Origin of the sequence: Microbacterium sp. A94 (assembly GCF_051842855.1) — a bacterium.
Classification (GTDB): domain Bacteria; phylum Actinomycetota; class Actinomycetes; order Actinomycetales; family Microbacteriaceae; genus Microbacterium.
The window spans coordinates 963,825-989,516 of the sequence record NZ_JBPXMU010000001.1 but is presented as its reverse complement, the minus strand read 5'-3'; the positions used below and the strand labels follow the sequence as shown (position 1 = coordinate 989,516).

General features: G+C 64.7%; 19 protein-coding genes and 2 tRNA genes. 14 read left to right on the top strand and 7 right to left on the bottom strand.

What is annotated here, in order from left to right; all coding sequences use genetic code 11:
- Window positions 1-822: 822 nt before the first annotated feature.
- Window positions 823-2,190 carry a zinc-dependent metalloprotease gene (locus ACSU1L_RS04915; protein WP_439254901.1) on the bottom strand — a complete coding sequence of 456 codons (1,368 nt, stop codon included), beginning with the start codon at window positions 2,188-2,190 and terminating at the stop codon, window positions 823-825.
- Window positions 2,191-2,307: 117 nt separating this feature from the next.
- Between ACSU1L_RS04915 and ACSU1L_RS04910 the strand changes: the two genes are divergently transcribed.
- Window positions 2,308-3,393, top strand: coding sequence for a YlbL family protein (locus ACSU1L_RS04910; RefSeq protein ID WP_438253470.1), 1,086 nt, complete (start codon window positions 2,308-2,310; stop codon window positions 3,391-3,393).
- A gap of 57 nt (window positions 3,394-3,450) precedes the next feature.
- A complete protein-coding gene (locus ACSU1L_RS04905) occupies window positions 3,451-6,402 on the top strand; it encodes a UPF0182 family membrane protein (protein WP_438253471.1) in 2,952 nt (983 codons plus the stop codon).
- 163 nt (window positions 6,403-6,565) lie between these two features.
- Here ACSU1L_RS04905 and ACSU1L_RS04900 read toward each other — a convergent pair.
- Window positions 6,566-6,642: transfer RNA gene (locus ACSU1L_RS04900), tRNA-Met, on the bottom strand.
- Window positions 6,643-6,797: 155 nt separating this feature from the next.
- A tRNA-Met gene (locus tag ACSU1L_RS04895) sits at window positions 6,798-6,871 on the bottom strand.
- A gap of 68 nt (window positions 6,872-6,939) precedes the next feature.
- Here ACSU1L_RS04895 and ACSU1L_RS04890 point away from each other — a divergent pair.
- The gene (locus ACSU1L_RS04890) at window positions 6,940-7,743 is read left to right on the top strand and encodes a carbon-nitrogen hydrolase family protein (RefSeq protein WP_439254900.1); all 804 of its coding nucleotides are present in this window, start codon (window positions 6,940-6,942) and stop codon (window positions 7,741-7,743) included.
- Between the two features lie 31 nt (window positions 7,744-7,774).
- Here the strand turns inward: ACSU1L_RS04890 and ACSU1L_RS04885 are convergent, their stop codons facing one another.
- On the bottom strand, window positions 7,775-8,977 hold the full coding sequence (locus ACSU1L_RS04885; protein ID WP_439254899.1) for an aminotransferase class I/II-fold pyridoxal phosphate-dependent enzyme: 1,203 nt from the start codon (window positions 8,975-8,977) through the stop codon (window positions 7,775-7,777).
- Between the two features lie 98 nt (window positions 8,978-9,075).
- Here ACSU1L_RS04885 and ACSU1L_RS04880 point away from each other — a divergent pair, with 98 nt between their 5' ends.
- The 3 genes from ACSU1L_RS04880 (at window position 9,076) to ACSU1L_RS04870 (ending at window position 13,290) form a co-directional block, all read left to right on the top strand.
- Window positions 9,076-10,533, top strand: coding sequence for a S1C family serine protease (locus ACSU1L_RS04880; protein ID WP_439254898.1), 1,458 nt, complete (start codon window positions 9,076-9,078; stop codon window positions 10,531-10,533).
- A 70-nt stretch (window positions 10,534-10,603) separates the two neighbouring features.
- Window positions 10,604-11,857 carry a CDP-glycerol glycerophosphotransferase family protein gene (locus ACSU1L_RS04875; protein ID WP_439254897.1) on the top strand — a complete coding sequence of 418 codons (1,254 nt, stop codon included), beginning with the start codon at window positions 10,604-10,606 and terminating at the stop codon, window positions 11,855-11,857.
- On the top strand, window positions 11,854-13,290 hold the full coding sequence (locus tag ACSU1L_RS04870; RefSeq protein ID WP_439254896.1) for a CDP-glycerol glycerophosphotransferase family protein: 1,437 nt from the start codon (window positions 11,854-11,856) through the stop codon (window positions 13,288-13,290). Before ACSU1L_RS04875 ends, ACSU1L_RS04870 begins: the two co-directional genes overlap by 4 nt.
- Window positions 13,291-13,327: 37 nt before the next feature.
- Here the strand turns inward: ACSU1L_RS04870 and ACSU1L_RS04865 are convergent, their stop codons facing one another.
- Window positions 13,328-14,353 (bottom strand): glycosyltransferase family 2 protein, encoded by a 1,026-nt coding sequence (locus tag ACSU1L_RS04865; RefSeq protein ID WP_438253703.1) that lies wholly within the window; start codon window positions 14,351-14,353, stop codon window positions 13,328-13,330.
- A 97-nt stretch (window positions 14,354-14,450) separates the two neighbouring features.
- Between ACSU1L_RS04865 and ACSU1L_RS04860 the strand changes: the two genes are divergently transcribed.
- The 7 genes from ACSU1L_RS04860 (at window position 14,451) to ACSU1L_RS04830 (ending at window position 21,799) form a co-directional block, all read left to right on the top strand.
- The gene (locus ACSU1L_RS04860; RefSeq protein ID WP_439254895.1) at window positions 14,451-15,740 is read left to right on the top strand and encodes a CDP-glycerol glycerophosphotransferase family protein; all 1,290 of its coding nucleotides are present in this window, start codon (window positions 14,451-14,453) and stop codon (window positions 15,738-15,740) included.
- A 59-nt stretch (window positions 15,741-15,799) separates the two neighbouring features.
- A complete protein-coding gene (locus ACSU1L_RS04855; protein WP_439254894.1) occupies window positions 15,800-17,080 on the top strand; it encodes a CDP-glycerol glycerophosphotransferase family protein in 1,281 nt (426 codons plus the stop codon).
- A 17-nt stretch (window positions 17,081-17,097) separates the two neighbouring features.
- Complete coding sequence (locus ACSU1L_RS04850; RefSeq protein WP_438253479.1) at window positions 17,098-17,862, top strand: biotin--[acetyl-CoA-carboxylase] ligase; 765 nt, start codon at window positions 17,098-17,100, stop codon at window positions 17,860-17,862.
- A 77-nt stretch (window positions 17,863-17,939) separates the two neighbouring features.
- Window positions 17,940-18,494, top strand: a complete 555-nt coding sequence (locus ACSU1L_RS04845; RefSeq protein WP_439254893.1) for a PH domain-containing protein — start codon at window positions 17,940-17,942, stop codon at window positions 18,492-18,494.
- 72 nt (window positions 18,495-18,566) lie between these two features.
- Window positions 18,567-19,685: a 5-(carboxyamino)imidazole ribonucleotide synthase gene (locus ACSU1L_RS04840; protein WP_439254892.1), complete on the top strand. Its 1,119-nt coding sequence runs from the start codon at window positions 18,567-18,569 to the stop codon at window positions 19,683-19,685.
- Window positions 19,686-19,883: 198 nt separating this feature from the next.
- Window positions 19,884-20,351, top strand: a complete 468-nt coding sequence (gene purE, locus ACSU1L_RS04835; protein WP_438253704.1) for a 5-(carboxyamino)imidazole ribonucleotide mutase — start codon at window positions 19,884-19,886, stop codon at window positions 20,349-20,351.
- Window positions 20,348-21,799 (top strand): LCP family protein, encoded by a 1,452-nt coding sequence (locus ACSU1L_RS04830; protein ID WP_439254891.1) that lies wholly within the window; start codon window positions 20,348-20,350, stop codon window positions 21,797-21,799. The genes purE and ACSU1L_RS04830 overlap by 4 nt, the downstream gene beginning before the upstream one ends.
- A gap of 153 nt (window positions 21,800-21,952) precedes the next feature.
- Here the strand turns inward: ACSU1L_RS04830 and ACSU1L_RS04825 are convergent, their stop codons facing one another.
- Both ACSU1L_RS04825 and ACSU1L_RS04820 read right to left on the bottom strand, forming a co-directional pair.
- A complete protein-coding gene (locus ACSU1L_RS04825; RefSeq protein WP_439254890.1) occupies window positions 21,953-22,567 on the bottom strand; it encodes a hypothetical protein in 615 nt (204 codons plus the stop codon).
- 149 nt (window positions 22,568-22,716) lie between these two features.
- The gene (locus tag ACSU1L_RS04820; RefSeq protein ID WP_439254889.1) at window positions 22,717-24,441 is read right to left on the bottom strand and encodes a DUF4012 domain-containing protein; all 1,725 of its coding nucleotides are present in this window, start codon (window positions 24,439-24,441) and stop codon (window positions 22,717-22,719) included.
- Window positions 24,442-24,543: 102 nt separating this feature from the next.
- Here ACSU1L_RS04820 and ACSU1L_RS04815 point away from each other — a divergent pair, with 102 nt between their 5' ends.
- Window positions 24,544-25,617 carry a glycosyltransferase gene (locus ACSU1L_RS04815; protein WP_439254888.1) on the top strand — a complete coding sequence of 358 codons (1,074 nt, stop codon included), beginning with the start codon at window positions 24,544-24,546 and terminating at the stop codon, window positions 25,615-25,617.
- Window positions 25,618-25,692 lie beyond the last annotated feature (75 nt).

Below are 25,692 nucleotides of genomic sequence, written 5' to 3'. Positions count from 1 at the left end.
CCGCACGCTCTTCGTGCGTTTCGCATTCCCCGACTCGGTGAGGATTCGGGCCACGAGCACGGCAGCTTCGGCAGCGCGTGCGCCGGTGATGGGAACGGATGTCGCGGCGACCAGTTGCGCATGCATCGCCGGCCAAGCGGGGTCGCGGTCTCGTTCGTGCGCGTCGCGGCAAGCCAAGCAGGCCGTGCGACCGGGAACGATCAGCGGCCCGATCGTGGTGCCGCCCGGTTCGAACGCCACCGGCACGTGCGCCAGATCATCGCGCAGATAGGGGACCAGCTGGTGTGCGGATGCTGCGCCATGCACCAGAACGATCCCCACCGCACCGACCGCTGCCCGTTCAGCAGTGACGAACCCCTCCTCTGCCAGCGCGCTCTCCAGTCGCACCGGCACGCGTGAATCCGCGACGTTGAGGTTTTCGATCCATACCGGCGGCGGGCTGGGGCTGTCGGTGCACAGCACAGGACGCAGCTGGCGCAGTAGTTCGCGCGCGGCCTCTCTCGGCGCGCCGTTCGCATGGGCGATCACATCGAATGTGCGTCGGCGGAAGCCTGTGCGCATCGCCTGCAGCAGCGGTTCGATCCAGGGCTCGGACAGCGCAATCAGCACGCGGCCTTCGAGACCGAATTGCACGGTATCGGCATCGCGCCACAGCAGCGGGTACGCCGGATCGAGGCGTGTCAGCGTCGGCGGCGTGATCGGGGGCATGACCCGATTCTGCTCACTCCGAGGCCGCCGCGGGACGACAAAGCGTGATCAGTGGACAACTCTGCGCATCGCCTGATTGTGCAGATCGAGTGGATGCTGCGGCGATCCGGCCGGTCAGACCGGAGTCTCGCCACCCTGGTTGCCGCTGCCGTCGGTGAAATCCTCGCCGTCGAGCAGACGGGCCAGAGCCTCATCGAACTCGTCGGTTGCCGGTTCTTCGCCCCGGGCACGCGCCTGGAGGCGTTCGATCAGCGCGGTGGGGTCGTCGATGTCCGCTGCTGTCGGCTGCAGATCCGGGTAGTCCCAGAGAGAGTCGCGTGCGGCCATGCCGACGGCATCCGTCACCTTGCGCCACATGTCGGCCGCCTCGCGCATGCGACGCGGACGCAGTTTCAGCCCGACCAGCGCTCCCAGAGCATCCTCGGCCGGCCCACCGACCGCCCGTCGACGTCGAGCGGCCTCAGCCAGACGCGCACCGTCCGGGAGACGTGAGGTCGCCTCATTCGTGACGACATCCACCCAGCCATCGATCAGCGCGATGATGTTCTCCAACCGGGTCAGCGACTCGCGCTGCGCCTCGGTCTGAGCTGGCAGCAGTTCGCCGCCCTCGATCGCTGCGCGCAGCTCTTCAGGGTTGGAGGGATCCAGCCTGCTGGCGACGTCCTCGAGTGCTTCGACATCGACGGTCACACCGCGGGCGAAGTCGGTAATCTGCGACATCACATGCAGGTGCAACCATTTCGCGTGCCGGTACAGCCGCGCGTAGGCGAGCTCTCGTGTTGCGAGGTACAGCGAGATCTGGTCTTCCGGAATCTCGAGTCCGGTGCCGAAATCGGCGATGTTCTGCGGAATCACGGCAGCAGTTCCAGCCGGAAGAACCGGGATGCCCACATCACCACCGGAGACGACCTCGAGCGACAGGTTGCCGAGCACCTGCCCGAATTGGGCGGCGAACACGGATGCGCCGAGACCGCGCATGAGCTTTCCCGCACCCTGGATCGCATCGCGCATGTCTTCGGGGACCTGGGTGTCCAGTGCTCCGGTGAGTGCATCTGCGATGCTGGTCGAGACGGGACCGGCAATCTCTTTCCAGACCGGAAGCGTCTTCTCGACCCACTCGCCGCGCGTCATCGCCTGCGGAGCCTCGGACAGTTCCGAAATGGTCGTCGCCTCACCGAGCCACAGATTCGCGAGCGCGAATGCGTCGACAACGGACGAGCGAGATCCGTCGGTGATCCCCTGCCCTTCCTGGTTGGCGATGTGCAGTGCCTGTCGCAGAGTGTTCTCCCACGGGTCACCGTTGAACGCGCCCTGCAACTGCTGCATGAGAGCAGCCATCATCGAAGGATCGAGGTTGATACCGTCGGGGCCGCCCAACGCGTTCTGCAACGCGCTGAGATCGAAGTCTCCGCCACCCTCGCCGGACATCATCTTTCGGAGGAACTCCTGGAAGTCCTCGGGGTTCGGTTCGTTGTCTGCCATGTCGGTCGCCTCTCAGCACGTCGCTAGCCGTGCCATCTACGCTAGTTGCAGGCGTCCCTTAGCGGCCCCATCACAGGAAGATCGCTGTACGCCGGTCGCGAACGACGGAGGAACCACTTGTCTCAATCCCGCACACCCCGGGTCGGACTCGGCGTCTGGGCGCTCATCGTCGCGCTCATCGCGCTCGTCGTGCTGACGTTCCTGCCGACGCCTTATGTGATCCAGCGGCCGGGCCCCGTCTACGACACGCTGGGAACCGCGACCAGCAGTGACGGCGAGCAGGTGCCGCTCATCGCGATCGACGGCGCGGAGACATTCGAGACCAGTGGCAGTCTGAACCTCACGACAATCGAGGTGGTCGGCAACAGGGAGCGCACACCGTCCTGGTTCGAACTCGCTCTGGCCTGGATGGACTCCTCACGCGCGGTCGTGCCCATCGACGCGATCTTCCCGGAGGGTCTCACCAGCGAGCAGCGCAATGAGAACAATGCGCTGATGATGGTCGATTCGCAGCACGAGGCGACTGCGGCAGCGCTGCATCATCTGGGCTACGACACCGGTGCTGCCGTGCAGATCTATTCAGTGATCGAAGAATCACCATCTGAGGGCTTACTACTCGAAGACGACGTGATCACGGCGCTGGACGGTGCTCAGATCCAGGATGCCGAAGAGCTGCGCGCTGGCATCCAGGAGGCGAAGGGCAACCCGGTGCAACTGACCGTACTGCGCGATGGAGCGCAGAAGCAGGTTGAGATCACACCCGAGCTGGGCACCTCGAACGGGGTCGACACCTGGCTTGTCGGCATCCAGCTGATGACCACATACGATTTCCCGTTCGACGTGACGATTCAGCTCGACAACGTGGGCGGTTCCAGCGCCGGAATGATGTTCGCGCTCGGGATCATTGACGAGCTCACCTCCGGTGAGATGACCGGCGGCCAAGACATCGCCGGTACCGGCACGATCGACGCCGCGGGTCAGGTCGGACCGATCGGGGGAATTCGCCAGAAGCTGTACGGTGCCCGTGATGCCGGTGCGGACTATTTCTTGGCGCCGGAATCGAACTGCGCTGAGGTCGTCGGTCATGTTCCGGACGGGTTGCAGGTGATTCGCACATCGACGCTGGAGGAGTCTGTGAGCGCGGTCGAGGTGATCGCCGCCGGCGGCGATGTCGAAACGCTGCCGACGTGCACTGCATCGTGACCGCTCTGACACCGTAAGCACAGCCGACACATACGTGAGGGCACTTAGGATAGATAGGTGACCACGACCTCGGCGCCGAATCCGGCCACGCCCAGTACCTCTCGACGAATACTCACCATTTCGTTGGTGATCATCGCGGCGATCATCGCTGCGTTCTTCGTCTTCGCCTCGCTCTACACCGACTTCCTCTGGTTCAACCAGCTGCAGTTCGCCAACGTGCTGACGACGCAGTGGCTGGCCACGGCGGTGATGTTCGTGGTGGGCTTCCTCGGAATGGCTGTACCGCTGTTCGTCGTGATTCAGCTGGCCTATCGTCTGCGTCCGGTATATGTGCGGTTGAGCTCGCAGCTGGACCGGTACCAGGAAGTCATCGAGCCGCTGCGCCGACTGGCCATGTGGGGCATGCCGATCTTCTTCGGTCTCTTCGCCGGCTTTGCCGCATCGAGTAACTGGCAGACGGTGTGGCTGTGGATCAACGGCGGCAGCACTGGTGTCACTGATCCGCAGTTCGGCATGGACACCGGCTTCTACCTCTTCGCGATGCCGTTCTACTCGATCCTGCTGGCCTTCGTCTCGGCTGTTGTGCTGCTGAGCCTGATCATCACCGCGCTGGTGTCGTACCTCTACGGTTCGCTGCGCATCGGTCAGGGCGAGCTGCGTATTTCCAAGCCCGCTCGCATCCAGTTGGCGATCCTCGCCGGGCTCTATCTGCTCGTTCAGGCAGCCAGCCTGTGGCTCGACCGGTACAAGACCCTGGTCGCTGAAGAGGACCGCATCACCGGAGCTGCCTACACGGCGGTCAACGCCACGATCCCGGGTATGGCGATTCTCGCGATTCTCGCGATCCTCGTCGCAATCCTCTTCTTCGTCACCGCGATCATCGGTCGCTGGCGCTTCCCGCTGGTGGCCACCGGCCTGCTGATCGTCGCATCGCTCGTCGTGGGCATGGGCTACCCGTGGGTTGTCGACACCTTCCAGGTGCGCCCGAACCAGAACAGCTTCCAGGCCGAGTTCTACCAGCGAAACATCGACGGCACGAAAGCGGCCTACGACATCGCCGACCTCGAGGTCACGCCGTTCAAGGCTGCTATCGATGCCGAAGCCGGCCAGCTTCGTGAGGACGCCGAGACCACGGCATCCATCCGCATCCTCGACCCGAGCATCATCAGCCCGACGGTGCAGCAGCTCGAGCAGTTCCGTGGCTACTACCAGTTCAAGGACACCCTCGACGTCGACCGTTACGAGATCGACGGTGAGACACAGGACACCGTGGTCGCCGTGCGCGAGCTCGATGTCGACCGTCTGGGCGACAGTAACAACTGGAACAACCGCACCGCGGTCTACACCCACGGCTACGGCCTGGTGGTCGCCGCGGGTAACCAGCGCACCAGCGAGGGTGAGCCGGTGTTCCTTGAGCGCGGCATCCCGACCTCTGGATTCCTGAGCAAGGGCGAAGAGTTCGAGCCCCGCGTGTACTTCGGTGAGGACTCGCCGCTGTACTCGATCGTCGGAGCGCCGGAAGGCACCGATCACGTCGAGATCGATTATCCGCGCGGTGAAGACGGCGCCAATGAGACCAAGACGACCTTTGAGGGTGACGGCGGTCCAGAAGTGGGCAGCACGTTCAACAAGCTACTGTTCGCGCTGAAGTTCCAGGAGGCGGAGATCCTGTTCTCCGACCTGGTCAACAGCGATTCGCAGATCCTCTACGACCGCAACCCGGTCGACCGTGTGCAGAGCGCTGCTCCGTACCTGGAGCTCGACAGCGATCCGTACCCGAGCGTCGTCGATGGCCGGATCGTCTGGATCGTTGATGGCTACACGACCAGCTCGACGTACCCGTACTCGACGAGCGTCAGCCTGTCGGATGCGATCGCCGATTCGAACTCGCAGGCGCAGACGTTCGCGCTCGACGACATCAACTACATCCGTAACTCGGTCAAGGCCACGGTCGACGCCTACGACGGCTCGGTGACGCTGTACGCCTGGGATGACGAAGACCCGATTCTCAAGGCCTGGCAGAAGGTGTACCCCTCGACGGTGCAGCCCATCAGCGAGATGTCAGCTGATTTGATGAGCCACGTGCGGTACCCGACCGACCTGTTCAAGGTGCAGCGCGAGATCCTCGAGGTCTACCACGTCGATACTGCGGGCTCCTTCGCCCAGCAGGACAACCGTTGGCAGACGCCCAATGACCCGCGTAACGCCAACCAGCTGCAGCCGCCGTACTACCTGTCGATGCAGATGCCCGGCCAGGATTCGCCGCGCTTCTCGATGTTCTCGACGTTCATCCCGGCATCCGCTCAGGGGACGACCAGTCGTAACGTGCTGATGGGCTACCTGGCGGTCGATTCGGATGCCGGAGCGACTGCGGGGGAGAAGGCAGAAGGTTACGGCCAGCTCCGGATGCTGGAGATCGATGCTGATACTACGGTGCCGGGCCCCGGTCAGGTGCAGAACACGTTCAACTCCGATCCGGATGTCGTGCGAGAGCTGAACCTGCTGCAGCAGGGTGAGTCGCAGGTGAAGTACGGAAACCTGCTGACCCTTCCTGTCGGTGGTGGTCTGCTCTACGTGCAGCCGGTGTACGTGCAGTCGTCTGAGGCGGCTGGCACGCAGTTGCCGCTGCTGCAGAAGGTGCTGGTCACGTTCGGCGACAGCATCGCGTTCGAAGACACGCTCACTGCGGCTCTCGATGAGATCTTCGGCGGCGACTCCGGTGCGAGCGCTGGCGATGAAGAAGTGGAGCCGGCTGACCCGGATGGCGGCACTACGCCGCCAGATGAAGGCACGACGCCTCCTGCAGAGGGTGGCGAGGAGCCGCCCGCTGAGGGTGGCGAGGAGCCCGTTAGTGGCGACGCTCGTGAAGAGGCGCTCGCGGATGCGAAGCAGGCTCTCGCAGACCGTGACGCAGCTTTGAAGTCCGGCGACCTCACCGAGTTCGCCGAGGCAGACAAGCGCCTCACCGCCGCGATCACCACGCTGCTGGAGCTCGAAGCAGCCGAGTAGTCCCCGCGGGCTGCAAACAGAAGAAAGTCCTGACTGAAACTTCGGTTTCCGTCAGGACTTTCTTCTTCCCCTGCCGGCTGTATGCCGGCGCGGTCACTTCCCCCGTGGAAAGCAGAAGGCCCCTGATCTGGATTACTCCCGATCAGGGGCCTTCGTGTCGCGTTGGTTGCGGGGGCAGGATTTGAACCTACGACCTCCGGGTTATGAGCCCGGCGAGCTACCGAACTGCTCCACCCCGCGGCACGTTGAACAGTTTACGTGACGTTCAGGGTGAAGACCAATCGGGCTCGACAGCGGGGGTGTCGGCGGAGCCGGGAGCATGTTCGAGGCAAAGCAAAAGGCTCCTGATCTGGGATAAATCCCTGATCAGGAGCCTTTTGTGTGTCGCGTTCTCGTTGCGGGGGCAGGATTTGAACCTACGACCTCCGGGTTATGAGCCCGGCGAGCTACCGAACTGCTCCACCCCGCGGCACGTCTTATAGCTTAGCACGCGTTTTCTGCCTCGCTCGCCGCCGCCGGGTACGCGAAGATGGGGGCATGTCTGAGATTTCCGCAGTCGCCGTTTCCGTGTGTCAGTTCAGTCCCACCGCCTCGCGCGCAGACAATCGTGAGCGCATTGCGGCGCTGACGGCGGATGCCGCGAGCCGAGGCGCGCGCCTGGTGGTCTTTCCGGAGTACGCCAGCTATTTCACCGACCCGATAGATGACTCGTTCTCCGCGAACGCGGAAGCTCTCGATGGTGAGTTCGTCCGGCATCTGCAGGCGATAGCATCCGTGCACGGCATCACAATCATCGCGGGACTCGTGGAATCAGCGGGGGAGCGCGTACGCAACGCACTTGTCGCGGTCGACGCGACAGGTCTCAGAGCCGTGTACCGCAAGCAGCACCTCTACGACGCCTTCGGACAGACCGAGTCGGACTGGATCGAAGCTGGTGAGATCACCGAGCCGCAGACGCTCGATATCGACGGCCTCCGCATAGCGATGATGACCTGCTACGACCTGCGATTCCCTGAGGTCGCGCGCACGCTGGTGGATGCCGGGGCGGACGTCATCGTGGTGCCCGCCGAATGGGTGCGAGGACCGCTGAAAGAGCACCACTGGACCACGCTGCTCGCAGCGCGCGCAATCGAGAACACCGTGTATGTCGTCGCCGCGGATCACCCGGCCCCGATCGGCGTCGGGCACTCGCAGATCATCGACCCGCTGGGCGTTGTGATCGCCGGGGTCGGTAGTGCGGAGGGCATCGCGACCGCCCACCTCGAGCAGCAGACCATCGTCCGGGTGCGCGAGATCAACCCAGCCTTGAGGCTGCGTCGTTACACCGTCGCACCCCGCTGAGGTCGCACCCCGCTGAGTGAGACTGAGGAGCTCAGAACTCCGCGGCCGCCAGTCGGGCTGCCGCTTCTTCGAGCACCTCGACCCGTTTGCAGGCCGCGAAACGGACGAGGCCGGCATAATCGCCCTGGTGCTCGGTGCTGACGAACGCGCTCATCGGAATAGCGACGACTCCGGACTTCTCGGGCATGGCCCGGCAGAATGCCGCAGTGTCTGCACAGCCGAGGGCGGTGGCATCCGCGACGGTGAAATAGCCGCCCTGAGGGGCGAACACCTCGAAGCCGGCGCTGCGCAGCCCTGCGCCGAGGATCTCGTGTTTGCGGGCGAGAGCGGCGACGGCATCCGAGAAGAAAGAATCAGGCAACCGCAGACCCACCGCGATCGCCGGCTGGAATGCGGATCCGTTCGCGTACGTCAGATACTGCTTGACCGTCAGCACCGCGGTGATCAGGTCGGCCGGCCCATGCATCCAGCCGATCTTCCACCCCGTCGCCGAGAAGGTCTTGCCGGCAGAAGAGATCGTGAGCGTCCGCTCGGCAGCGCCGGGAAGCGTCACCAGCGGGACATGCGGAGCGCCGAAAACCAGGTGCTCGTACACCTCATCGGTCACGATGATCGCGTCATGCTGATGCGCGAGGCGGATCACCTCGGCCTTCACCTCGGGAGTGAACACCGTACCGGTCGGATTGTGCGGGTCGTTGACGAGAATGATGCGGGTGCGGTCGGTGACGGATGCCGCCAGCACCTCGAGATCCGGCTGAAAGTCGCCTCGGCGCAGCGGAACGGTGCGCAGCCGGGCCCCGGCGAGGGCCACTGCCGCGGCATAGGAGTCGTAATACGGTTCGAAGACGACGACCTCGTCGTCCGGCGAATCGATCAGCGCCAGCAGTGTTGCCGTCAGTGCTTCTGTCGCCCCCGCGGTCACGATCACCTCGGTTGCCGGGTCGATCTCGAGCCCGTAGAACCGATGCTGGTGCTCGCTGATCGCTGCCAGGAGGTCGGGAAAGCCGCGGCCGGGCGGGTACTGATTGACGCCGGCAGAAATGGCGGCGCGTGCGGCTTCCAGAACTTCGGCAGGACCGTCCTCATCCGGAAAGCCCTGACCGAGGTTGATCGAACCGGTTCTCACCGCTGCCGCAGACATCTCTGCGAAGATGGTGGGCGCAACGACGCCATCGGGGGAAAGCAGACCGGCTCCAGCCGCAGTGCGCCGCCAGGCGCCAGCAATAGCACTCATGTAACCCAGGCTAAGGCCATAGCGGACACTCATCGCGACCATAACGAACGCACAGGTACACGCGGCACTCTGAGAAGGCGTTGTTGAAGGAGCAGACTATGAACGAAGACAACATTCCCAACGAGTCCACGTCGCCCGAGCAGCCTGCGCCGCAGGTACCGGGCAGCACGGGCTCCGGACACGAGATCCCCACCGCTTTCACGTCGCCGATCGCGCCGTACGCGCAGCCGACGATGTCGTCGATGCCGTCGTCGAATCCGCAGGGCGCAGCCTTCGGCATTCCGACTGCGGCCTACCCGTATGGCACCGGCCACGAAAGCACCGTCCCGATCGCGCCGATCGAGAACCATGCTGCGCCGCAGAAGAAGTCGTTCGGCGCTGGCAAGGTCGCAGCCCTCATCGTGGCGGCCTCGCTCGTCGGTGGCGCAGCGGGGCTGGGCACGAGTTACCTCGGCAACACGCTGTGGGCGCAACCGGCCGGGACTGCGGCGAGCGGCCCGGAGAGCATCACCGTGAACAACCCCGGATCGGTCAACGAGACCACGGCGATCGCCACGAAGGTGCTGCCATCGGTCGTCACGATCGAAGCGGCCGGTCAGAGCGAGTCCGGCAGCGGATCGGGCGTCATCCTCAGCGAGGACGGTTACGTGCTGACCAACACCCACGTTGTGACTTTGGGCGGTGCGTCCGGAGATGCCGCAATCCGCGTCACGACCTCAGACGGACACCTGTACGACGCGTCGATCGTCGGTACCGACCCGATCTACGATCTCGCGGTGATCAAGCTCGAGGATGCTGAAGACCTGTCTCCGATCGCTTTCACTGATTCGTCCGAAATCAACGTCGGCTCCACTGCCGTTGCGGTGGGGGCACCGCTCGGGCTGTCGAACTCGGTCACCACCGGTATCGTCAGCGCGTTGAACCGCAGCATCCAGATCGCGTCGTCGGCACTGCCTGAATCGGCGGATCAGGATGCCCCGGAAGAAGAGTCCGGCCAGGACAGCCCGTTCCAATTCGATCTGCCCGGTACGACGCAGCGCGGAGCGACGCAGAACATCTCGATCTCGGTGATCCAGACCGATGCCGCGATCAACCCCGGAAACTCCGGTGGTGCCCTGGTCGACAGCGAGGGCAAGCTCATCGGCATCAACGTCGCGATCGCCACAGCCGGCGGGTCTGGCGGCGAAGCCGGATCGATCGGTGTCGGCTTCGCCATACCGTCGAACATTGCACAGCGCGTGGCCGACGAGATCATCGAGAACGGCGCGGCCACGCACGGTCTGCTGGGTGCGACCGTGCAGGATGCGTCCTCTGTCGAGGACGCGGACGTTGCGGGTGCCTATATCGTTGACGTCTCGCCCGACGGCGGGGCTGCGGCGGCCGGCCTGAAGAAGGGCGACATCGTCACGAAGTTCAACGGCTTCCCGGTCAGCGGTGCCACTGATCTGACCGCGCAGGTGCGTGGTGCGGCGGCTGGCAGCGAGGCGACCGTCAGCTACGTCCGTAACGGCAAGTCGTTCGAGGCGGATGTGACGCTCGGAGAGCTCGTGCTCTGAGCGTGCTCAGAGGCTCAGAACAGCCGCCAAATTCTCAGAGAAGGACGCCATCCCGCGATAGGCTCGCGGGGTGGCGTCCTTCTCTTTCGGCTCCGGCAATGTCGCGAAGCTCTTGCGCATTCCGTTGTATGCCGTCGGGCGCATAGGCACGCTTCTGGTGCCACGTGGAGACCGTTGGGTGTTCGGCTGCGGTGCCGGCATCGGCGACGGTGCCCTGGCTCTGTGGCGGACCGCGAGCGCGGAGGGTCATCGTGCCGTGTGGCTGACTTCGAGCGATCGTGAGCGTGCGGATGCCGCTCGCCTGGGGATCCGCACGGTTGTGAAGTCGTCGCTGCGTGGCTGGTGGGAGACCGCACGGGCAGGAGTCCTCGTGGTCACGCACGGTCTCGGCGATGTGAACAGATACGCCGTGGCGGGCGGGTTCGTCGTGCAGCTGTGGCACGGGATTCCGCTCAAGCGCATCGGACTCGATTCGCCTGCGACGACCCAGGTCCCGAATGTTCCGGGGGCGGCGCTGCTGCGTCGACTCATCGGTGTGCTGTACCGGGGCGCCGCTCAGCGCATTCGTGTTCTGCCCGCGGCATCCGATCGCTCGCGCGGACGACTGGAATCGGCGTTCGCGCTGGGGGACGACCGTGTCGTCGTCACCGGCGAGCCGCGCGTCGATGTGCTCTCGGCCGGCGATGCGCACGAGCGGCGGGCGACGGCGTCTGCCCTGCTGACAGAGGCGGCCGGCGCACTCCCGAAGGGAGCGCGGACGGCGCTGTATGCGCCGACCTGGCGAGACGGTGCAGCAGATCCGGCAGTGCCATCCGCTGACGAATGGGTGCGCCTCATCGCCGTGTTGGAGAGCCAGAACACCGTGCTCTTCGTGCGATCGCATCCACTCGGCGCGGGCGCGTATCAACCGCCGCTTCCCAGCGGCCGGGTGCGGATGCTCGGCTCCGACGTGCTCGCGGATGTCACCCCGGCGCTCCCGGCTATCGACGTGCTCATCACCGACTACTCGTCCTTGGCGTACGACGTCGGCCTGCTCGCGATGCCGGTGCTCTACCTGGCTCCGGATGCCGCCCAGTACGCTCGCACCCGCGGGTTCTACGGCCGCTACGAGGATGTGGCCGGGGCCGACGCTGCGACGACCTGGACCGAACTGCGCGATCGTTTGGAAGCGCTGCTGAGCGATCCAGGCGTGTTCACGGAGCGGTCCGAACAATCCAGTACGCTCAGCGCACAGGTACATGCGTATCGCGATGGAGAAAATACCCGTCGCGTGTACGAAGTAATCCGCGCGCGGGGGATCCCCGCGCCGAAAGGAGCACGATGACCACCGCCCGCATCGATGAACAGACCGAGAGTCTGGTCATCGCCGGCACGGGGCCGAAGCCGGCCACGGCGACCCTCGAGGGGGCTCGTGCATGCGTCACGGCAAAGGTCACCGGTGGTGGCAAGACCTGGAAGGCGACGTTCCCGTTGCGGGCGTCGCGTTGGGGCGGGGCAGAGCTGCCGCTTCCCACCGGAGACTATGTGTTGCACGTCGACGGCGCCGATCTTGATGAGCTCGCGATCAGTCCGCAGGTGCTGACGAGGCTGCGGGTCGCGCAGCACGGCGCGCATGTCGATATCGCCGCCCCGCTCGACCCGTTCCACCAGACGCCCGAGGGTCAACGCGAGCTGGAAGAGCGATACGTCGCTCAGCCCGGTGGCGATGAGAACGCGATTTTCTTCGAGAGCTTCTACGGTCAGAGCGTCGGCTGCAATCCGCGCGGAATTGATCGTGAGATCGCGAGGCGAGCACCGGGTGTGACTCGGTACTGGAGCGTCGTAGACCTCTCGGTCGCTGTACCTGAAGGCGCGGTCGCGGTGGTCGAAGGCAGCCCCGAATGGTGGCGGGCCCGCGCGGCTGCGCGTCTGCTGGTGGTCAACGACTGGCTGCGGCGACGGTTCGCGCGTAAAGAGGGCCAGCGGGTCCTGCAGACCTGGCATGGTACGCCCCTCAAACGGCTGGCGCTTCATCGCCCCGGGTTCGCACCGCGCCGGATGGCCGCAATTGTCAAGGAGTCTCGTCGATGGGATGTGCTGCTCGCGCAGAACACCTATTCCGAGCGCATTCTCAAGAAGGCATATGCGTTTTTCGGCAAGCCGGTCTGGACTGACGGGTACCCGCGAAACGACATGCTCGTGACCTCCGATGGCGCAGACATGCGGGCGGCGCTCGGCATCGGCGCGGACGAGCACGTGCTGCTGTACGCGCCGACATGGCGCGACGATCGTTCTGAGATCGTGGACTTCATTGATCTGCAGCGTCTGGCCGAGCAGACGGATTCTGTTGTGCTGGTGCGCGGGCATTCGCGGACACTGCGCCCGGGGCGCGATCAGGCCGGCGCGCGCGTGATCGATGTGACCGGGTACCCGGAGACGGCACAACTACTCCTTGCGGCAGACGCGCTCATCACCGACTACTCATCGGTGATGTTCGACTACAGCGTTACCGGTAAGCCGATGTACTTCATGGTCCCTGACCTGGAGCACTACCGCGGTGAACTGCGTGGCTTCTACTTCGAACTCGCCGAGCGGGCGCCGGGTCCGCTGGTGACGACGCAGGACGAACTCGTCGATGCGCTCAAGGACGACACGGTGCCGGGACGTTTCGCCGAGCGCTATCGCGCCTGGCAGAAGCAGTTCAACACCCGCGACGATGGTCGTGCCGCCGAGCGTGTCGTCTCCCGCATGCTCGACCTCGGCTACATCACGGCCTGACCGCGCGTCGCGCGGCTGGGCCGGTCACTGGGCGGCGCTAGGGCAGAGGGGTGTTCTGCGTGCCGAGGCGCGATGCATCCACCGTGTCACGCGCGCCGCGCAGCACACCGGTGAGAAAACCGATGCCCCAGGAGAGGTGCATCGTCGGAAGCACAGCGAGAGTCCAGATGCGCTCGCGCAGACTGCGCTCGCCGCCAGGGCGCAGCGCCATGGCGAGTACCAGCAGCACGTACAGAGCCAGCGGAAGATAGACGATGGATGCCAGCAACGACAGGATGCCGGACACAACGCCGGTGAGCTGCAGCACTGCGACGACCAACGCCAGTGCAACGTTCAGTACCAGCGCCGGAGGCGCGAAGAACCGCAGTCCGTTGCTGCGGCCGAAGCGACGCACGAGCTCACCACGCCACGCACCGGTCGCCCGGAACTGGCGAGCCAGGCGCCACCAGCTTTCGCGCGGCCAGTAGGTTACCGAGAGCTTCGGGTCGAGCCACACTTTATGGCCGGCCTGGCGAATGCGCAGGTTCAGCTCCCAGTCCTCACCGCGGCGGATCGACTCGTCAAAGAGTCCCACCTCGTCGAGTACCGAGCGACGCATGACGCCAAGATAAGCGGATTCGGCTTCGCCCTCGTGTGCGGTGCCGTGGTAGGCGCCACCGCCCAGACCGACGGCGGAGTTGTAGGCTCGCGCCACCGATTTCTGGAACGGGGTGCGCCCGTCCGCACGCATGACACCGCCGACATTCGCTGCTCCCGTGCGCTCCAGCGTCGCGAGCGCCTCGCGGGCGTACCCGGGGGACAGCTCGGAATGGGCATCCACCCGCACGATCGTCGAATATCTGCTCGCCCTGATCGCTGCGTTGAGCCCAACGGGAATGTGCGCCGCGGCGTTATCGACCAAGCGGATGCGATCGTCTGACTCGGCCAGTCGCTGCGCGAGCGCTGTTGTGCCATCGGTCGACGGACCGAGCGCCAAAACGAGTTCGGTCGGGCCCTCCAGATCCTGGCTCAGCACAGATCTGACGGCATGTTCGAGGTAACTGCGCTCGTTCAGGACCGGCATGACAAACGACACACCGGTCACAGGTGTTGCCGAATCGTTCTCTACCACCCCCCGATCATGTCACGGAGACCCCACCATGCCTGCGTAGGCTGGACATGTGGGTGCTGTAAGAGATCTTCAGAAGTCCTTTCGCCTGCTGCGAAAGGCACTAGCGTCACGGTCCGCCGTGCAGCGCGTTCGTCGTACCCTCGCGTCGCGCCCGCGGCACCCGGCAGGTCATTTCAAAATCGCCGTCTACTTCGCCGATGGCGCGGTGAACATGTACCAGATGCGTCAGTGGTACCGCCCGCTGGCTCAGCTCGCGCAGAAATGGCCCGTCGTCGTCTTGGCCCGCAACGCCACAGGCGCCGAGAAGCTGCTCGAAGAGGACGCGCCGCCGGTGGCATTCGTGCCGACCGTGCGTGACCTGGAGCGGTTCATCCGCAAACAGGACATTCGCATCGTGCTGTATGTGAATCAGAACATGCGCAACTTCCAGATGTTCCGCTACGGCCGGCGCTGGCATGTGTTCATCAACCACGGCGAGTCCGACAAGATGTACATGACCACGAACCAGTACAAGGCGTACGACTATGCGCTGGTTGCCGGTCAAGCTGCTCGTGATCGACTGTCGCGCACTCTCTGGGACTTCGACATCGACCGTCGCACGATCGAGATCGGCCGTCCCCAGGCAGATCACTACTCAGGAGTGCTTCCCTACACGCCGGATGAGCGCACCGTCGTGCTGTATGCGCCCACGTGGGAGGGCGACCGCCCGAGCGCGTACTACGGTTCCATCGCCAGTCACGGCGAAACACTCGTGAACGCTCTGTTGTCAACCGGATCGCATCGAGTGATCTACCGCCCGCACCCGCGCAGCGGAGTGGTCGACGCCGCCTATGGTGCGGCGCACCGCCGCATCATCGCAGCGATTGCGGCCGCTAACGCTCGTGATCCGCGGGCGCATCACGTGCACGACGACGGTCCCGAGCTCGGCTGGCAGCTCGCTGCCGCAGACGTAGCGATCGTCGATATCTCGGCGATGGTCTACGACCGGCTCGCAGCCGGGAAACCACTCATGATCACCCGCCCGCTGGATGTGCGTGCATCGATCGATACGGCCGGTTACCTTTCCGATTGCGAATGGCTGACGGTGGATGCCGCGGCCGACATCGTCGCGGAAGTCGAACGCGTGCGAGCCGATGAAGAAGCGATCCTGAAGCTGCGGATGTGGGTTCAGCACTACTTCGGAGATACGTCCGCAGGAGTCGCGACTGAAAAGTTCCACGGCGCCATTGAGCAGCTCATGCAGAAATGGGATCAGTGGCACCAGGCCGAGATCGGTGTGGTCACGGTCGACGAGGACGATGACGACGAGGAAGAGAAAGAAGAAGAAATCGGCGCGTGAAGCGCGCTGCATTCCTCCTGTCTCAGCTTCGGCTAAGGATGCGCTCCTATCGTCGTCGGATGGGCTTTGTCTATGACGGGCGTAAAGCATTTCGCCTGCTGAAACGCGCACTGAACACCCGATCGGCGGCACGACGGGTGCGCCGGATGCTGGAGCACCATAACCCCGCCACGTTTCAGATCGCGGTCTATTTCGCCGATACCGATGTGAACATGTACCAGATCCGGCAGTGGTATCAGCCGCTGGCGGATATTGCTCGTCGCTGGCCGGTCGTCGTCTTGGCGCGCTCGCCGCTGGGCGCGCAGGCACTCATCGACGATGGGAAGCTGCCGGTCGCCTTCGTGCCGAAGATCCGTGACCTCGAGCGTTACATCGCCACGCAGGACATCAGGTTGGTGTTTTACGTGAACCAGAACACGCGCAACTTCCAGATGTTCCGCTACGGTCGGCGCTGGCACGTGTTCATCAACCATGGCGAGTCCGACAAGGTCTACATGGTCAGCAACCAGTTCAAGGCGTACGATTACGCGCTGATCGCGGGCCAGGCAGCGCATGATCGTCTCTCGCGCACGCTGTGGGGCTACGACGTCGACAACAGGACCATCAGGATCGGGCGACCGCAGGCCGACTACTACCTCGCTCAGACTCCGTATCCGAGCGATGACCGCCAGGTCGTGTTGTATGCGCCCACCTGGGAAGGGGATCGCGCATCGATGAGCTACGGCTCGGTGATCACCCACGGAGAACGCTTGGTCGCTGAGCTGTTGCGCACGGGGGAGCACCGCCTGATCTACCGCCCGCATCCGCGTACCGGCGTGAACGATGCTGCCTATAAAGCCGCGAACGAGCGGATTATCGCGGCCATTGCCGCGGCGAATGGGAAGGATCCGTCTGCCCATCATCTGTACGACGACGGGCCGGATCTCGGCTGGCAGCTCGCCGCTGCCGACGTCGCGATCCTCGACATCTCGGCCATGATCTACGATCGCCTAGCGACCGGAAAACCGCTGTTGGTCACCCGCCCTGTTGACGAGCGCGCAACGGTCGACACGAGTGGGTATCTCGCTCAGTGCGAATGGCTGACGGCGGATGCCGCGGCCGACATCGTCGCAGAGGTTCAGCGAGTCGGCTCCGATGAGGTGGCGATGAACCGTCTGCGCACCTGGGTGCAGCACTATTTCGGCGACACCACGCAGGGGGTCGCGACGGCGAAGTTCCATGCCGCGGTTGAGCGGCTGATGGCGGAGTTGGACGAATATCTCCGCGCAGAGATCGGCGCGGCCGCCGCTGACGAGGACGACGATGACGAAGAAGCCAAAGAAGAGGGGCTCAACGGCTGAGCTCTAGAGTTGCTGCCATGGACTATCCGCGTACCGAAGCTGCTTCCGGACGGTTCGAGATGCTCGAGCAATCGGCATCGACGAACCACGACATGCGCGAGCACGCGTCGGAAGCGTCGGGCTGGCCGCACCTTTCCGTGCTGCTGACCATGAACCAGACGGCGGGCCGCGGGCGACTCGATCGCACCTGGATTGCTCCGCCGAATGCGGCGTTGGCGATCTCGGTGCTGCTGCGGGATCTGCCGGTATCGGCTGAGACGCTCGGCTGGATTCCGCTGGCTGCGGGCGTCGCGATGGCGGATGCGGTGACCGCGCAGCTGGCGACACACACGGTCGGCGTGAAGTGGCCCAACGACGTGCTCGTGGAGGGGCAGAAGATCTGCGGCATTCTGGCCGAGTCAACCGGGACCGCGGTCATCGTCGGTGCGGGCATCAACACCAGGATGACCGCTGAACAACTGCCGGTGCCGACAGCGACGTCGTTCGCCGTGCTGGGGGCGAGCGTTGATGAGGATCTGCTGGCGGCTGATTTCGTGCGTCATCTGGGGGAGTTGCTGCGCGCGCTCGTCGCGGCCGATGACGCCGAGCTGAGCGGTCTGCATAAAGCTGCGACTGAGCGCTGTCTCACGATCGGTCGGGCAGTGGATGTCCTGCTGCCGGGCGGCGATGTGCTGCAGGGGAAGGCAACGCGTCTGGCGTCTGATGGTCGCCTCGTGATCGTGGCCGACGGTGTCGAGCACCTGATTGCCGCGGGCGACGTGGTGCACGCGCGCTTGAGCTGAATGCATCGAATCGGACACGCGATCGGACACGCCGACTGCCGACACACGATGTCGGCGGTCACGGGCACAATGGATGCATGACTCAACCAGTGACTCTCGGCGGTAGGCCCCTGATGCCACCGCCCGGCGCGCCGGCTGAAGAGCTGCTCATCGTCCGCTTCCGCGGTCACGCCCGGCGACTGTTCTGGTCGGCGATTCTGCTGATCGCCGTGTTCGGCGCAACCGCCTACTTCTTTGAGAATCTGCCGGACGGATTCGAGAACTGGATGCTGTTCGCCGGTGCGGGAGCGCTGATCATCGTGGGCGTTCTGATTCCCTACGTGATCTGGGCCTCGCGCCAGTACACCGTCACTACCCGGCGGGTGATCGTCAGCCACGGTATCGGTGCGCGTCAGCGTCGAGAGATGTCGCACGTGCGCGGGTACACGATCGGGGTGCGTCGTGGCCTCCTGCAGCGCATGTGGGGCGCCGGCACCATCACACTGTCAAACGGCGTCGACACACCGCTGCGCCTGGCGAACATTCCCAATGTCACCCTCGTGCACGAGGCACTCGCCGACCAGATCGAGGTCAACCAGATCCTGGCGCATCGCGATGCTCAGGCGATGTCCGATCCGGACTCCGCGCGGTAGCACCTGTCCGCATCATCTGGTGCGCAGCCTGGTCTGCATGCGGAACAATGGGAACTGACGAACGGAGACTCAATGACCCTGCGTGTTGGCGTGATCGGCGGCGGACAGCTGGCTCGAATGATGATCGCTCCCGCGGTCGAACTCGGCCTCGACATTCGCGTTCTCGCCGAAGCCGAGGGCATGTCCGCGCAGCTTGCCGCCTCCGCGGTGGGGGACTACCGCGATCTTGAGACGGTGCGTGCTTTCGCCAGCACGGTGGATGTCGTCACCTTCGACCACGAGCACGTGCCGCAAGCCGTGCTGCGGGCACTCGTCGACGATGGCGTTGCCGTGCACCCGGGTCCCGATGCGTTGCAGTTCGCCCAGGACAAGCTCGTCATGCGTGAGAAGCTGGCCGAACTGGGGGTGCCGCAGCCGGATTGGGCCGCGGTGTCCGACAGTGCAGCGTTGCAGGCGTTCATCGATGATCACGGCGGCAAAGCCGTGGTGAAGACTCCGCGTGGTGGTTACGACGGCAAGGGCGTGCGTGTGGTGCGTAACGCGGACGAGGCAGCCGACTGGTTCCTCGACAGCGGAGATGCCCTGCTCGTGGAAGAGCTGGTGTCGTTCAGCCGCGAACTCGCGCAGCAGATCGCTCGGCGTCCGAGCGGACAGATGGTCGCATATCCCGTGGTGGAAACCGTGCAGCGAGACGGCGTCTGCGCCGAGGTGTTTGCTCCCGCACCGGGCGCTGGCGAGCGGCTGTCTCAGATGGCAGAGAGCATCGGACGGCAGATCGCAGAGGGCCTGGGCGTCACCGGGATGCTTGCCGTTGAACTTTTCGAGACTGACGACGAGCGCATTCTCGTCAACGAGCTGGCGATGCGGCCGCACAACAGCGGGCACTGGAGCCAAGACGGCGCCGTGACCGGGCAGTTCGAGCAGCATCTGCGCGCCGTAGCCGATCTGCCGCTCGGAGACCCGACGCCACGCGCTGACTGGTCTGTGATGGTGAACATTCTCGGTGGACCAGCGCAAGGCGCCTTCGAGGACTGCTTTGATGCGGCCATGACGGCGCATCCGGACGCGAAGATCCACATCTACGGCAAGGCCGCCCGTCCCGGTCGCAAGGTCGGACACGTGAACACGGCCGGCGACGACCTCGAGGACGCCGTCTACACGGCTCGCGCCGCCGCCACCCACTTCGCCTAACCCCACCCACCCCCACCCCCACTCACCAGCTTGCGAGTGGGCAATTGTGGCTCGATTTTCGCGTCACGAGGAGCCACAACTACCCACTCGCAACGGGTAGAGGGCGCGTTGTTCAGGGGATCCTGGGGAACCAGACCGTAGCCTGGGGGAGTGACTGAGCCACTGCACTCCTCCGCTGTACCCGTTGTCGGCGTCGTGATGGGGTCTGACTCCGACTGGCGGATAATGAGCGACGCTTCACAGGCGCTGACCGAGTTCGGCATCGCCCACGAGGTTGAGGTCGTGTCCGCACACCGCACACCCGACAAACTCATGCAGTATGCGCGCGAGGCGCGTGGTCGCGGCATCCGGGTGATCATCGCCGGCGCTGGCGGCGCCGCCCATCTCCCCGGCATGCTGGCGTCGATGACGCCCCTTCCCGTCGTGGGTGTTCCGGTTCCGCTGGCCTACCTCGACGGGATGGACTCGCTGCTGTCGATCGTGCAGATGCCCGCGGGCATCCCAGTCGCCACGGTGTCTATCGGCGGCGCGCGCAATGCCGGCATTCTCGCCGCGCGCATTCTCGGAGCATCGGATGCCCGGATCGCCGATCGCGTCGAAGACTATGCCCGCACGCTCGAAGCTCAGGTGGCCGAGAAGAACGAACGGCTGAAGGACTCCCTGTGACACTCGCCGCGCCACGCGCGATGGGTCGTTCCGGGCATCCGCTGATCGAGACGCGCCCGCTCCGCAATCCGGATGCGTCCGATGCCGCCTTCATGGGGCGACGGGGCTGGTGGCTGATCGCGGTGAACGTGTTGGTACCGGGATCCGCGCAGATTCTCGCCGGCGGCAACCGCAAACTCGGGCGCATCGGACTGGCTGCCACGCTGTGGAGCTGGTTTCTCATCGTGCTTGCCGTGGTGGCGACGATCTTCTGGCGCTCAGCGCTGATTACCGTCGCCACGAACTGGTTCGTCCTGACCGCGCTGCAGGTACTTCTGATCGCTTATGCGCTGCTGTGGGTTGTGCTCACCATCGATACGGTGCGGCTGGTGCGGCTGGTGAAAGTACCGCCGATCTCTCGCTTTATGATTCCGATCACCGCGTTCATCATGGTGGGACTGCTCGGCGGTGGTGCCGGATATGCGGCCACTCTCGCCGGTTCCAGCCGTGGCGCGATCAACGACATCTTCGCGCAGAGCGGGCCGAGCGTTGAGCCCAGTAACGGGTATTACAACATTCTGCTGCTGGGCGCCGACAGCGGTGATGGTCGCGACTCCATGCGCTTCGACAGCCTCTCCGTGGTTTCCGTGAACGCCACAACCGGAGCGGTCACGATCGTCGGCATCCCGCGCGAACTCCCGCATGCGCCGTTCAGCGAGGGCAGCCCGATGCATGCGCTGTATCCGGACGGTTTCCATGGCCAAGAATCTTCGACCTGCGGCTGGAACGGGTGGATGAACCACGTCCGCTATGCGGCCGAGGTCTGTCGCGATGACGAGGGAACAGGGCTCTACCCTGACGCTGCCGCCCACGGATCGGCACCGGGGATCGAGGCGACCAAGGACGCCGCCGAGGGAATCCTCGGAATCGAGATTCCGTACTACATCTTCATCGACATGAACGGGTTCGCGAACATGATCGACGCGCTCGGCGGTGTAGAGATCAACGTCACCAAGCGTCTTCCCAAGGGCGGACCGCCCGAAGGCTGGACCGGCAACGACGTCAACGAATGGGCGATCGGCTGGATCGAGCCCGGCCAGCAACTCATGAACGGTGATACCGCCCAGTGGTACGCGCGTTCGCGCTACACGACCGACGACTGGGATCGGATGGAGCGTCAGCGGGAGCTGCAGGTGGCGATGCTCAATCAGTTCACGCCGCAGAATATCCTCACGCGATTCAACGAGATCGCAGCCGCCGGAACCGTTCTTGTCGACACCGATCTGCCGAGGGACAAGCTCTCGGAGTTCTTCGACCTGATGGTGAAAGCGAAGGATCAGGAAGTCACGTCGATCGAACTCGTGCCGAAGCACGGCGTCGACGAGTTCAACCCCGACTATCCCTACATTCGCGACCTCGTCCAGCAGACGCTGCATCCGCCGACACCGACTCCGACACCGGAGCCGTAAGCCGGCACACCAATGGCCCGCTGCTGGACACCCCACGTCTGTGGTGTCCAACAGCGGGCCTTCCGGTGCGTACCGGACTGCACCGGACGACGACAGTCGGAGGGGGAGGGACCGCCGCCGCCCGGCGAGCGACCACCGCGGAGAGCGGTTGACCTAGGCGCGCTTGCGGCGTGCGATGCCCGCCACAGTGAGCGCAGTTCCCGCAGCAAGCGCGGCAGCGCCTCCGGCGAGAATCCACGGCGATGCTCCGCCGCCGGTGAGAGCGAGCTCCATGCCGTCCCCAGTTAGCGGCAGCTCCATGCCGCCCCCAGTCAGCGGCAGTTCCGTGCCGGATGCTGCGACCTGAGGGTCGTGATCGCAGCTCACAGCGGCGTCATGCCCCTGCGAAACTGTGATCAACGCCGTATACGAGCGCGTTCCATCGAAGGCCAGTGCATACGAGCCGTGACCATCTGCCGGTGGCCGGAATGAAAGCACCATTCCACCGTCCGCGTTCGCGACGTTGCCCGAGTAGGAAGCCGCAGCAGCGTTAAAGCCGGACACCCCGATCGCGACCTGCTCGCCGTCAGCGAAATACCCCGAACCGAACACGACCGTCGAAACCTCGCACACGTCGATGACCGGAGAGTCAACGGCGACGCCTGGAGGATCGACGTACGATCCGGATGCGAACGGCGCGACCTCGGTCGGCGCAGCAGAGGCGACAGCGGGTGCACAAAGCACCAGCGCGCCAGCGGTCAGGCTGATGACAGCCAGTTTTTTCAGCATGATTCTCCCCCAGAGAGATACACGCGGAATCACACCCGAACACACCCCTGCGTTCGACTGCGTGGGCCCTTCTTGCCCCCACGGCAAGATGGTAGAGCCCAATATTCCCCAGTGATGCTGACACTAGCTCATTCAGAGTCGATTTGTCACTAACCGCAGACCAATTCGGTTCGGCCAATGTTCGGATCCTCGATCAGCGGCGTGTGCTGCACGCGTGTGAGGCGGTCACCGGCACCCGGGCCGTCGAAGGAAACCGTGATCGTGGTCGATTCGCCCGGGGCCAGCAGAACATCGTGCTGAACGACGCTGCGTGTATCGAGCATGGTCGTCTGCACACTGTCTTCATCGCCATCGCGATCGACTGCTCGCACGTTCGCGCCTTCCGGGCCATAGACGGCGATGAGTGTGCGTACGTCGCCGGGATCCACGCCGTAGTGGCCGCCTGCTGTCACATACTCTGGCAGCGATTCGGCGGCATCCACCGGGGCGGTGTTACGCCAGGTGACCGTGACCTGGGTGATCGGTTCGCCGCGGCAGACGCCGACCGCGGTGCTGATCTCAGCGCGGGTGTAGAAGTCCATCTTGCCGCCGGTGGCGTCATTGAAGAGCACTCCCACATAGGGCCCGCGTTCCCCATCGACGGGCAGCGCACCGCCGAGCGTGGATGCGGCGAGGCGCTTTTCCTCGTCGGGATGCGCGCTCCAGATGCGGATCCGATCGGCATCAGCGGAAGCTGCCAGCGCGCTGATGAGCTGCTGCGGCTCTCCGCTGGTCAATGCGGCGGAGAACAGGGCGTTGGCAGCCCCGGCGAAAACCGCATCCTGTTCGACCGGATCGGGGAAGGTCGCGTAGATCTCCGACAACAGAATCGGCACGATCGTCTCTGACGTCGCCGTGAACGGGCCGAAGGTGAGATCGCCGGTGGCTGCGACCAGATGCTTGGCCACGATCGCGTCGATGGCGATCACTCCGTCGACGACATCACCGAATCGCTGCTCCCAGCGCAGCGCGAGGGTCGCGCCGGCCTCGGTGAAATCCGGGATGCTGGTGATGTTCTGCATGTACCGGCCCGGCCGGTCTTCGAACAGCGCAACGGTGGAATCACTCAGCGGCAGCGGCTCATCCAGCGGAGGGAAATCTCTCGTGGATGCCTGGCGCACGATGCTGATGCTGCCGTTGTCTGCCCGCAGCAGGGCGAGTGAGCCGACGATACCGCCACTCGAGCGAAGCTCGGCGTTGTTCTGCATTGCGACGACGTACGTGCGAGGACCGTCGACGCCGAGCATCGGTGGCAGGAGAACAGAGGCACCGTGCAGCGCACCGACGACGGTGGCGGCCTCAGCGACGACATCGCGCATCTTGTGGACCGCGTCGGCGAGCGGCTCGAGCGTGGCATCGGCATCGATGTGCTGTGCACGCAGGTCAGCTTCGCTGAGCGTCGCGCTGGCTGCGGCAAGAGGCTTCTGAACCTCAGCGAACGGCGCCAGATCGAGCGTTGATCCGGTGAACCCGAAGCTGGCCAGATCCATGTCGGCTGCGACCTCGAGAACCGGCGCCACCGCGTCGGCCGCCACATCGTCCGCGATGTGCGCGACTTCACGCACAGCTGTGAAATTGGCACCCAGCCAGGGAATGAACTCGAATCCGCGCCAGATGAAGTCAGAGGTGAGGCTGTGCGCGTTCGCGGCGTGTTCTGCAACGCGTGGGGCGATGCGCTCGGCTTTGGTGAGGTCGCCCTCGGCGATCGCGGTGCGCATCTGAGAGGCCGAAGTCTCGACGCCCTGCAATTCGCTGACCGCGCTCGCGCCGCGGATCACGACCCATCCGACGGCGAACACACTGAGCGCCGCAATGACGCCGATGGTCCATCCCACCCAACGTCGTCGCACTGGTAGCCGTCCGTCGCTCACCTGAGCATTCAAGCACGACCGGCGTCGGTGGCGGGTTTTCTCATGCGCCACCGTTACTCTTTGGATATGGGAGCCCAGTTGCGCCTCGTTCTCGACCAGATTGCGCAGGTCGTCGATTCTGATCAGGCCGGAGCCGCCCGCGATCTCGCCGTGGGGCTCATCGCCACAGCTCCCGTCGGATGCACTGTGGAAGCGATCGTCCCCGCTGGCGGAACAATCGAGATCGCAGGACTCGCCGGGGTACGGGCACTGCCGCTGGCTCGTCGTGAGCTTGCCGGATCCTGGCAACTGGGAATCGCTCCGGGCGTCGGCGGCGGTCTCATTCACGCCCCGACGCTTATGGCACCGCTGATCAAGCATGACCGCCTGCACAACCACGATCAGACCGCGGTGACTGTCTGGGATCTGAACGCCTGGGAAGCTCCGCAGACCATGTCCAAGACGGCCGTGGCGTGGCAACGCGGGATGCTTCGTCGAGCAGTCAGGCACGCCGATGTGGTTGTTGTGCCCTCACATGCGATGGTCGACCGGATCGGTGCTCTGGCGAAGCTCGGGGACCGCGTTCGAGTGATCGCGGGCGCGCCGCCGGAAAATTTTGCTGCCGTGCGCGACGTTGCCGCGCGACGCAAAGAACTGTTGCTGCCCGAGAAATATGTCGTCCTCACCGGCACAGCCGAGGAACTCGAGCACGGGTTCCGTGCCGCTGCCGCCGCTGATCTGCATGCCGTGGTTCTTGACGCGCCGGAGGGGTCGGAACCGCGTCTGGCCGAGCATGCTTCAGCGGCCGGTCTTCCGGAGCAGCGTGCGCACGTGCGCGGTGTGCTTTCGCGGCAAGATCGTGCGGTCGTGCTGGGCGGGGCATCCGCATTCGTTGCCGCGACCACGCTTTCGGCATGGCCCTGGCGTGCGATGGAAGCGATGGCGATGAGCGTGCCGATCGTCGCGGTCGACACTGAGGTGCACCGCGACGCGATTTCTGAGGGTGGCGCGTTGGTCGCGGCGACGGATGTGACCGAGGCGGTGATGGATGCTGTCGGCGCCGGCGCGAAGCGCCTCGGGGTGCTGGCGGGGGATAGGGCACGGGCCTTCTCCTGGGCGAGTTCGGCCGAGCGGGTGTGGTCGTTGCACGCTGACCTGTGACGTCGAATTTGGGCGACATGCCGGGGTCTGCGCGCTTTCGTCGTGTCGGACGCGGATAATCTCACAACTTCCGTC

Coding starts and splice junctions, on each gene's coding strand:
- ACSU1L_RS04915 (WP_439254901.1), bottom strand. CDS start 2,190: ATGGCAGACAACGAACCGAACCCCGAGGACTTCCAGGAGTTCCTCCGA.
- ACSU1L_RS04890 (WP_439254900.1), top strand. CDS start 6,940: ATGTCTGAGATTTCCGCAGTCGCCGTTTCCGTGTGTCAGTTCAGTCCC.
- ACSU1L_RS04885 (WP_439254899.1), bottom strand. CDS start 8,977: ATGAGTGCTATTGCTGGCGCCTGGCGGCGCACTGCGGCTGGAGCCGGT.
- ACSU1L_RS04880 (WP_439254898.1), top strand. CDS start 9,076: ATGAACGAAGACAACATTCCCAACGAGTCCACGTCGCCCGAGCAGCCT.
- ACSU1L_RS04870 (WP_439254896.1), top strand. CDS start 11,854: ATGACCACCGCCCGCATCGATGAACAGACCGAGAGTCTGGTCATCGCC.
- ACSU1L_RS04865 (WP_438253703.1), bottom strand. CDS start 14,353: ATGCCGGTCCTGAACGAGCGCAGTTACCTCGAACATGCCGTCAGATCT.
- ACSU1L_RS04855 (WP_439254894.1), top strand. CDS start 15,800: ATGGGCTTTGTCTATGACGGGCGTAAAGCATTTCGCCTGCTGAAACGC.
- ACSU1L_RS04850 (WP_438253479.1), top strand. CDS start 17,098: ATGGACTATCCGCGTACCGAAGCTGCTTCCGGACGGTTCGAGATGCTC.
- ACSU1L_RS04845 (WP_439254893.1), top strand. CDS start 17,940: ATGACTCAACCAGTGACTCTCGGCGGTAGGCCCCTGATGCCACCGCCC.
- ACSU1L_RS04840 (WP_439254892.1), top strand. CDS start 18,567: ATGACCCTGCGTGTTGGCGTGATCGGCGGCGGACAGCTGGCTCGAATG.
- purE (WP_438253704.1), top strand. CDS start 19,884: ATGGGGTCTGACTCCGACTGGCGGATAATGAGCGACGCTTCACAGGCG.
- ACSU1L_RS04825 (WP_439254890.1), bottom strand. CDS start 22,567: ATGCTGAAAAAACTGGCTGTCATCAGCCTGACCGCTGGCGCGCTGGTG.
- ACSU1L_RS04815 (WP_439254888.1), top strand. CDS start 24,544: ATGGGAGCCCAGTTGCGCCTCGTTCTCGACCAGATTGCGCAGGTCGTC.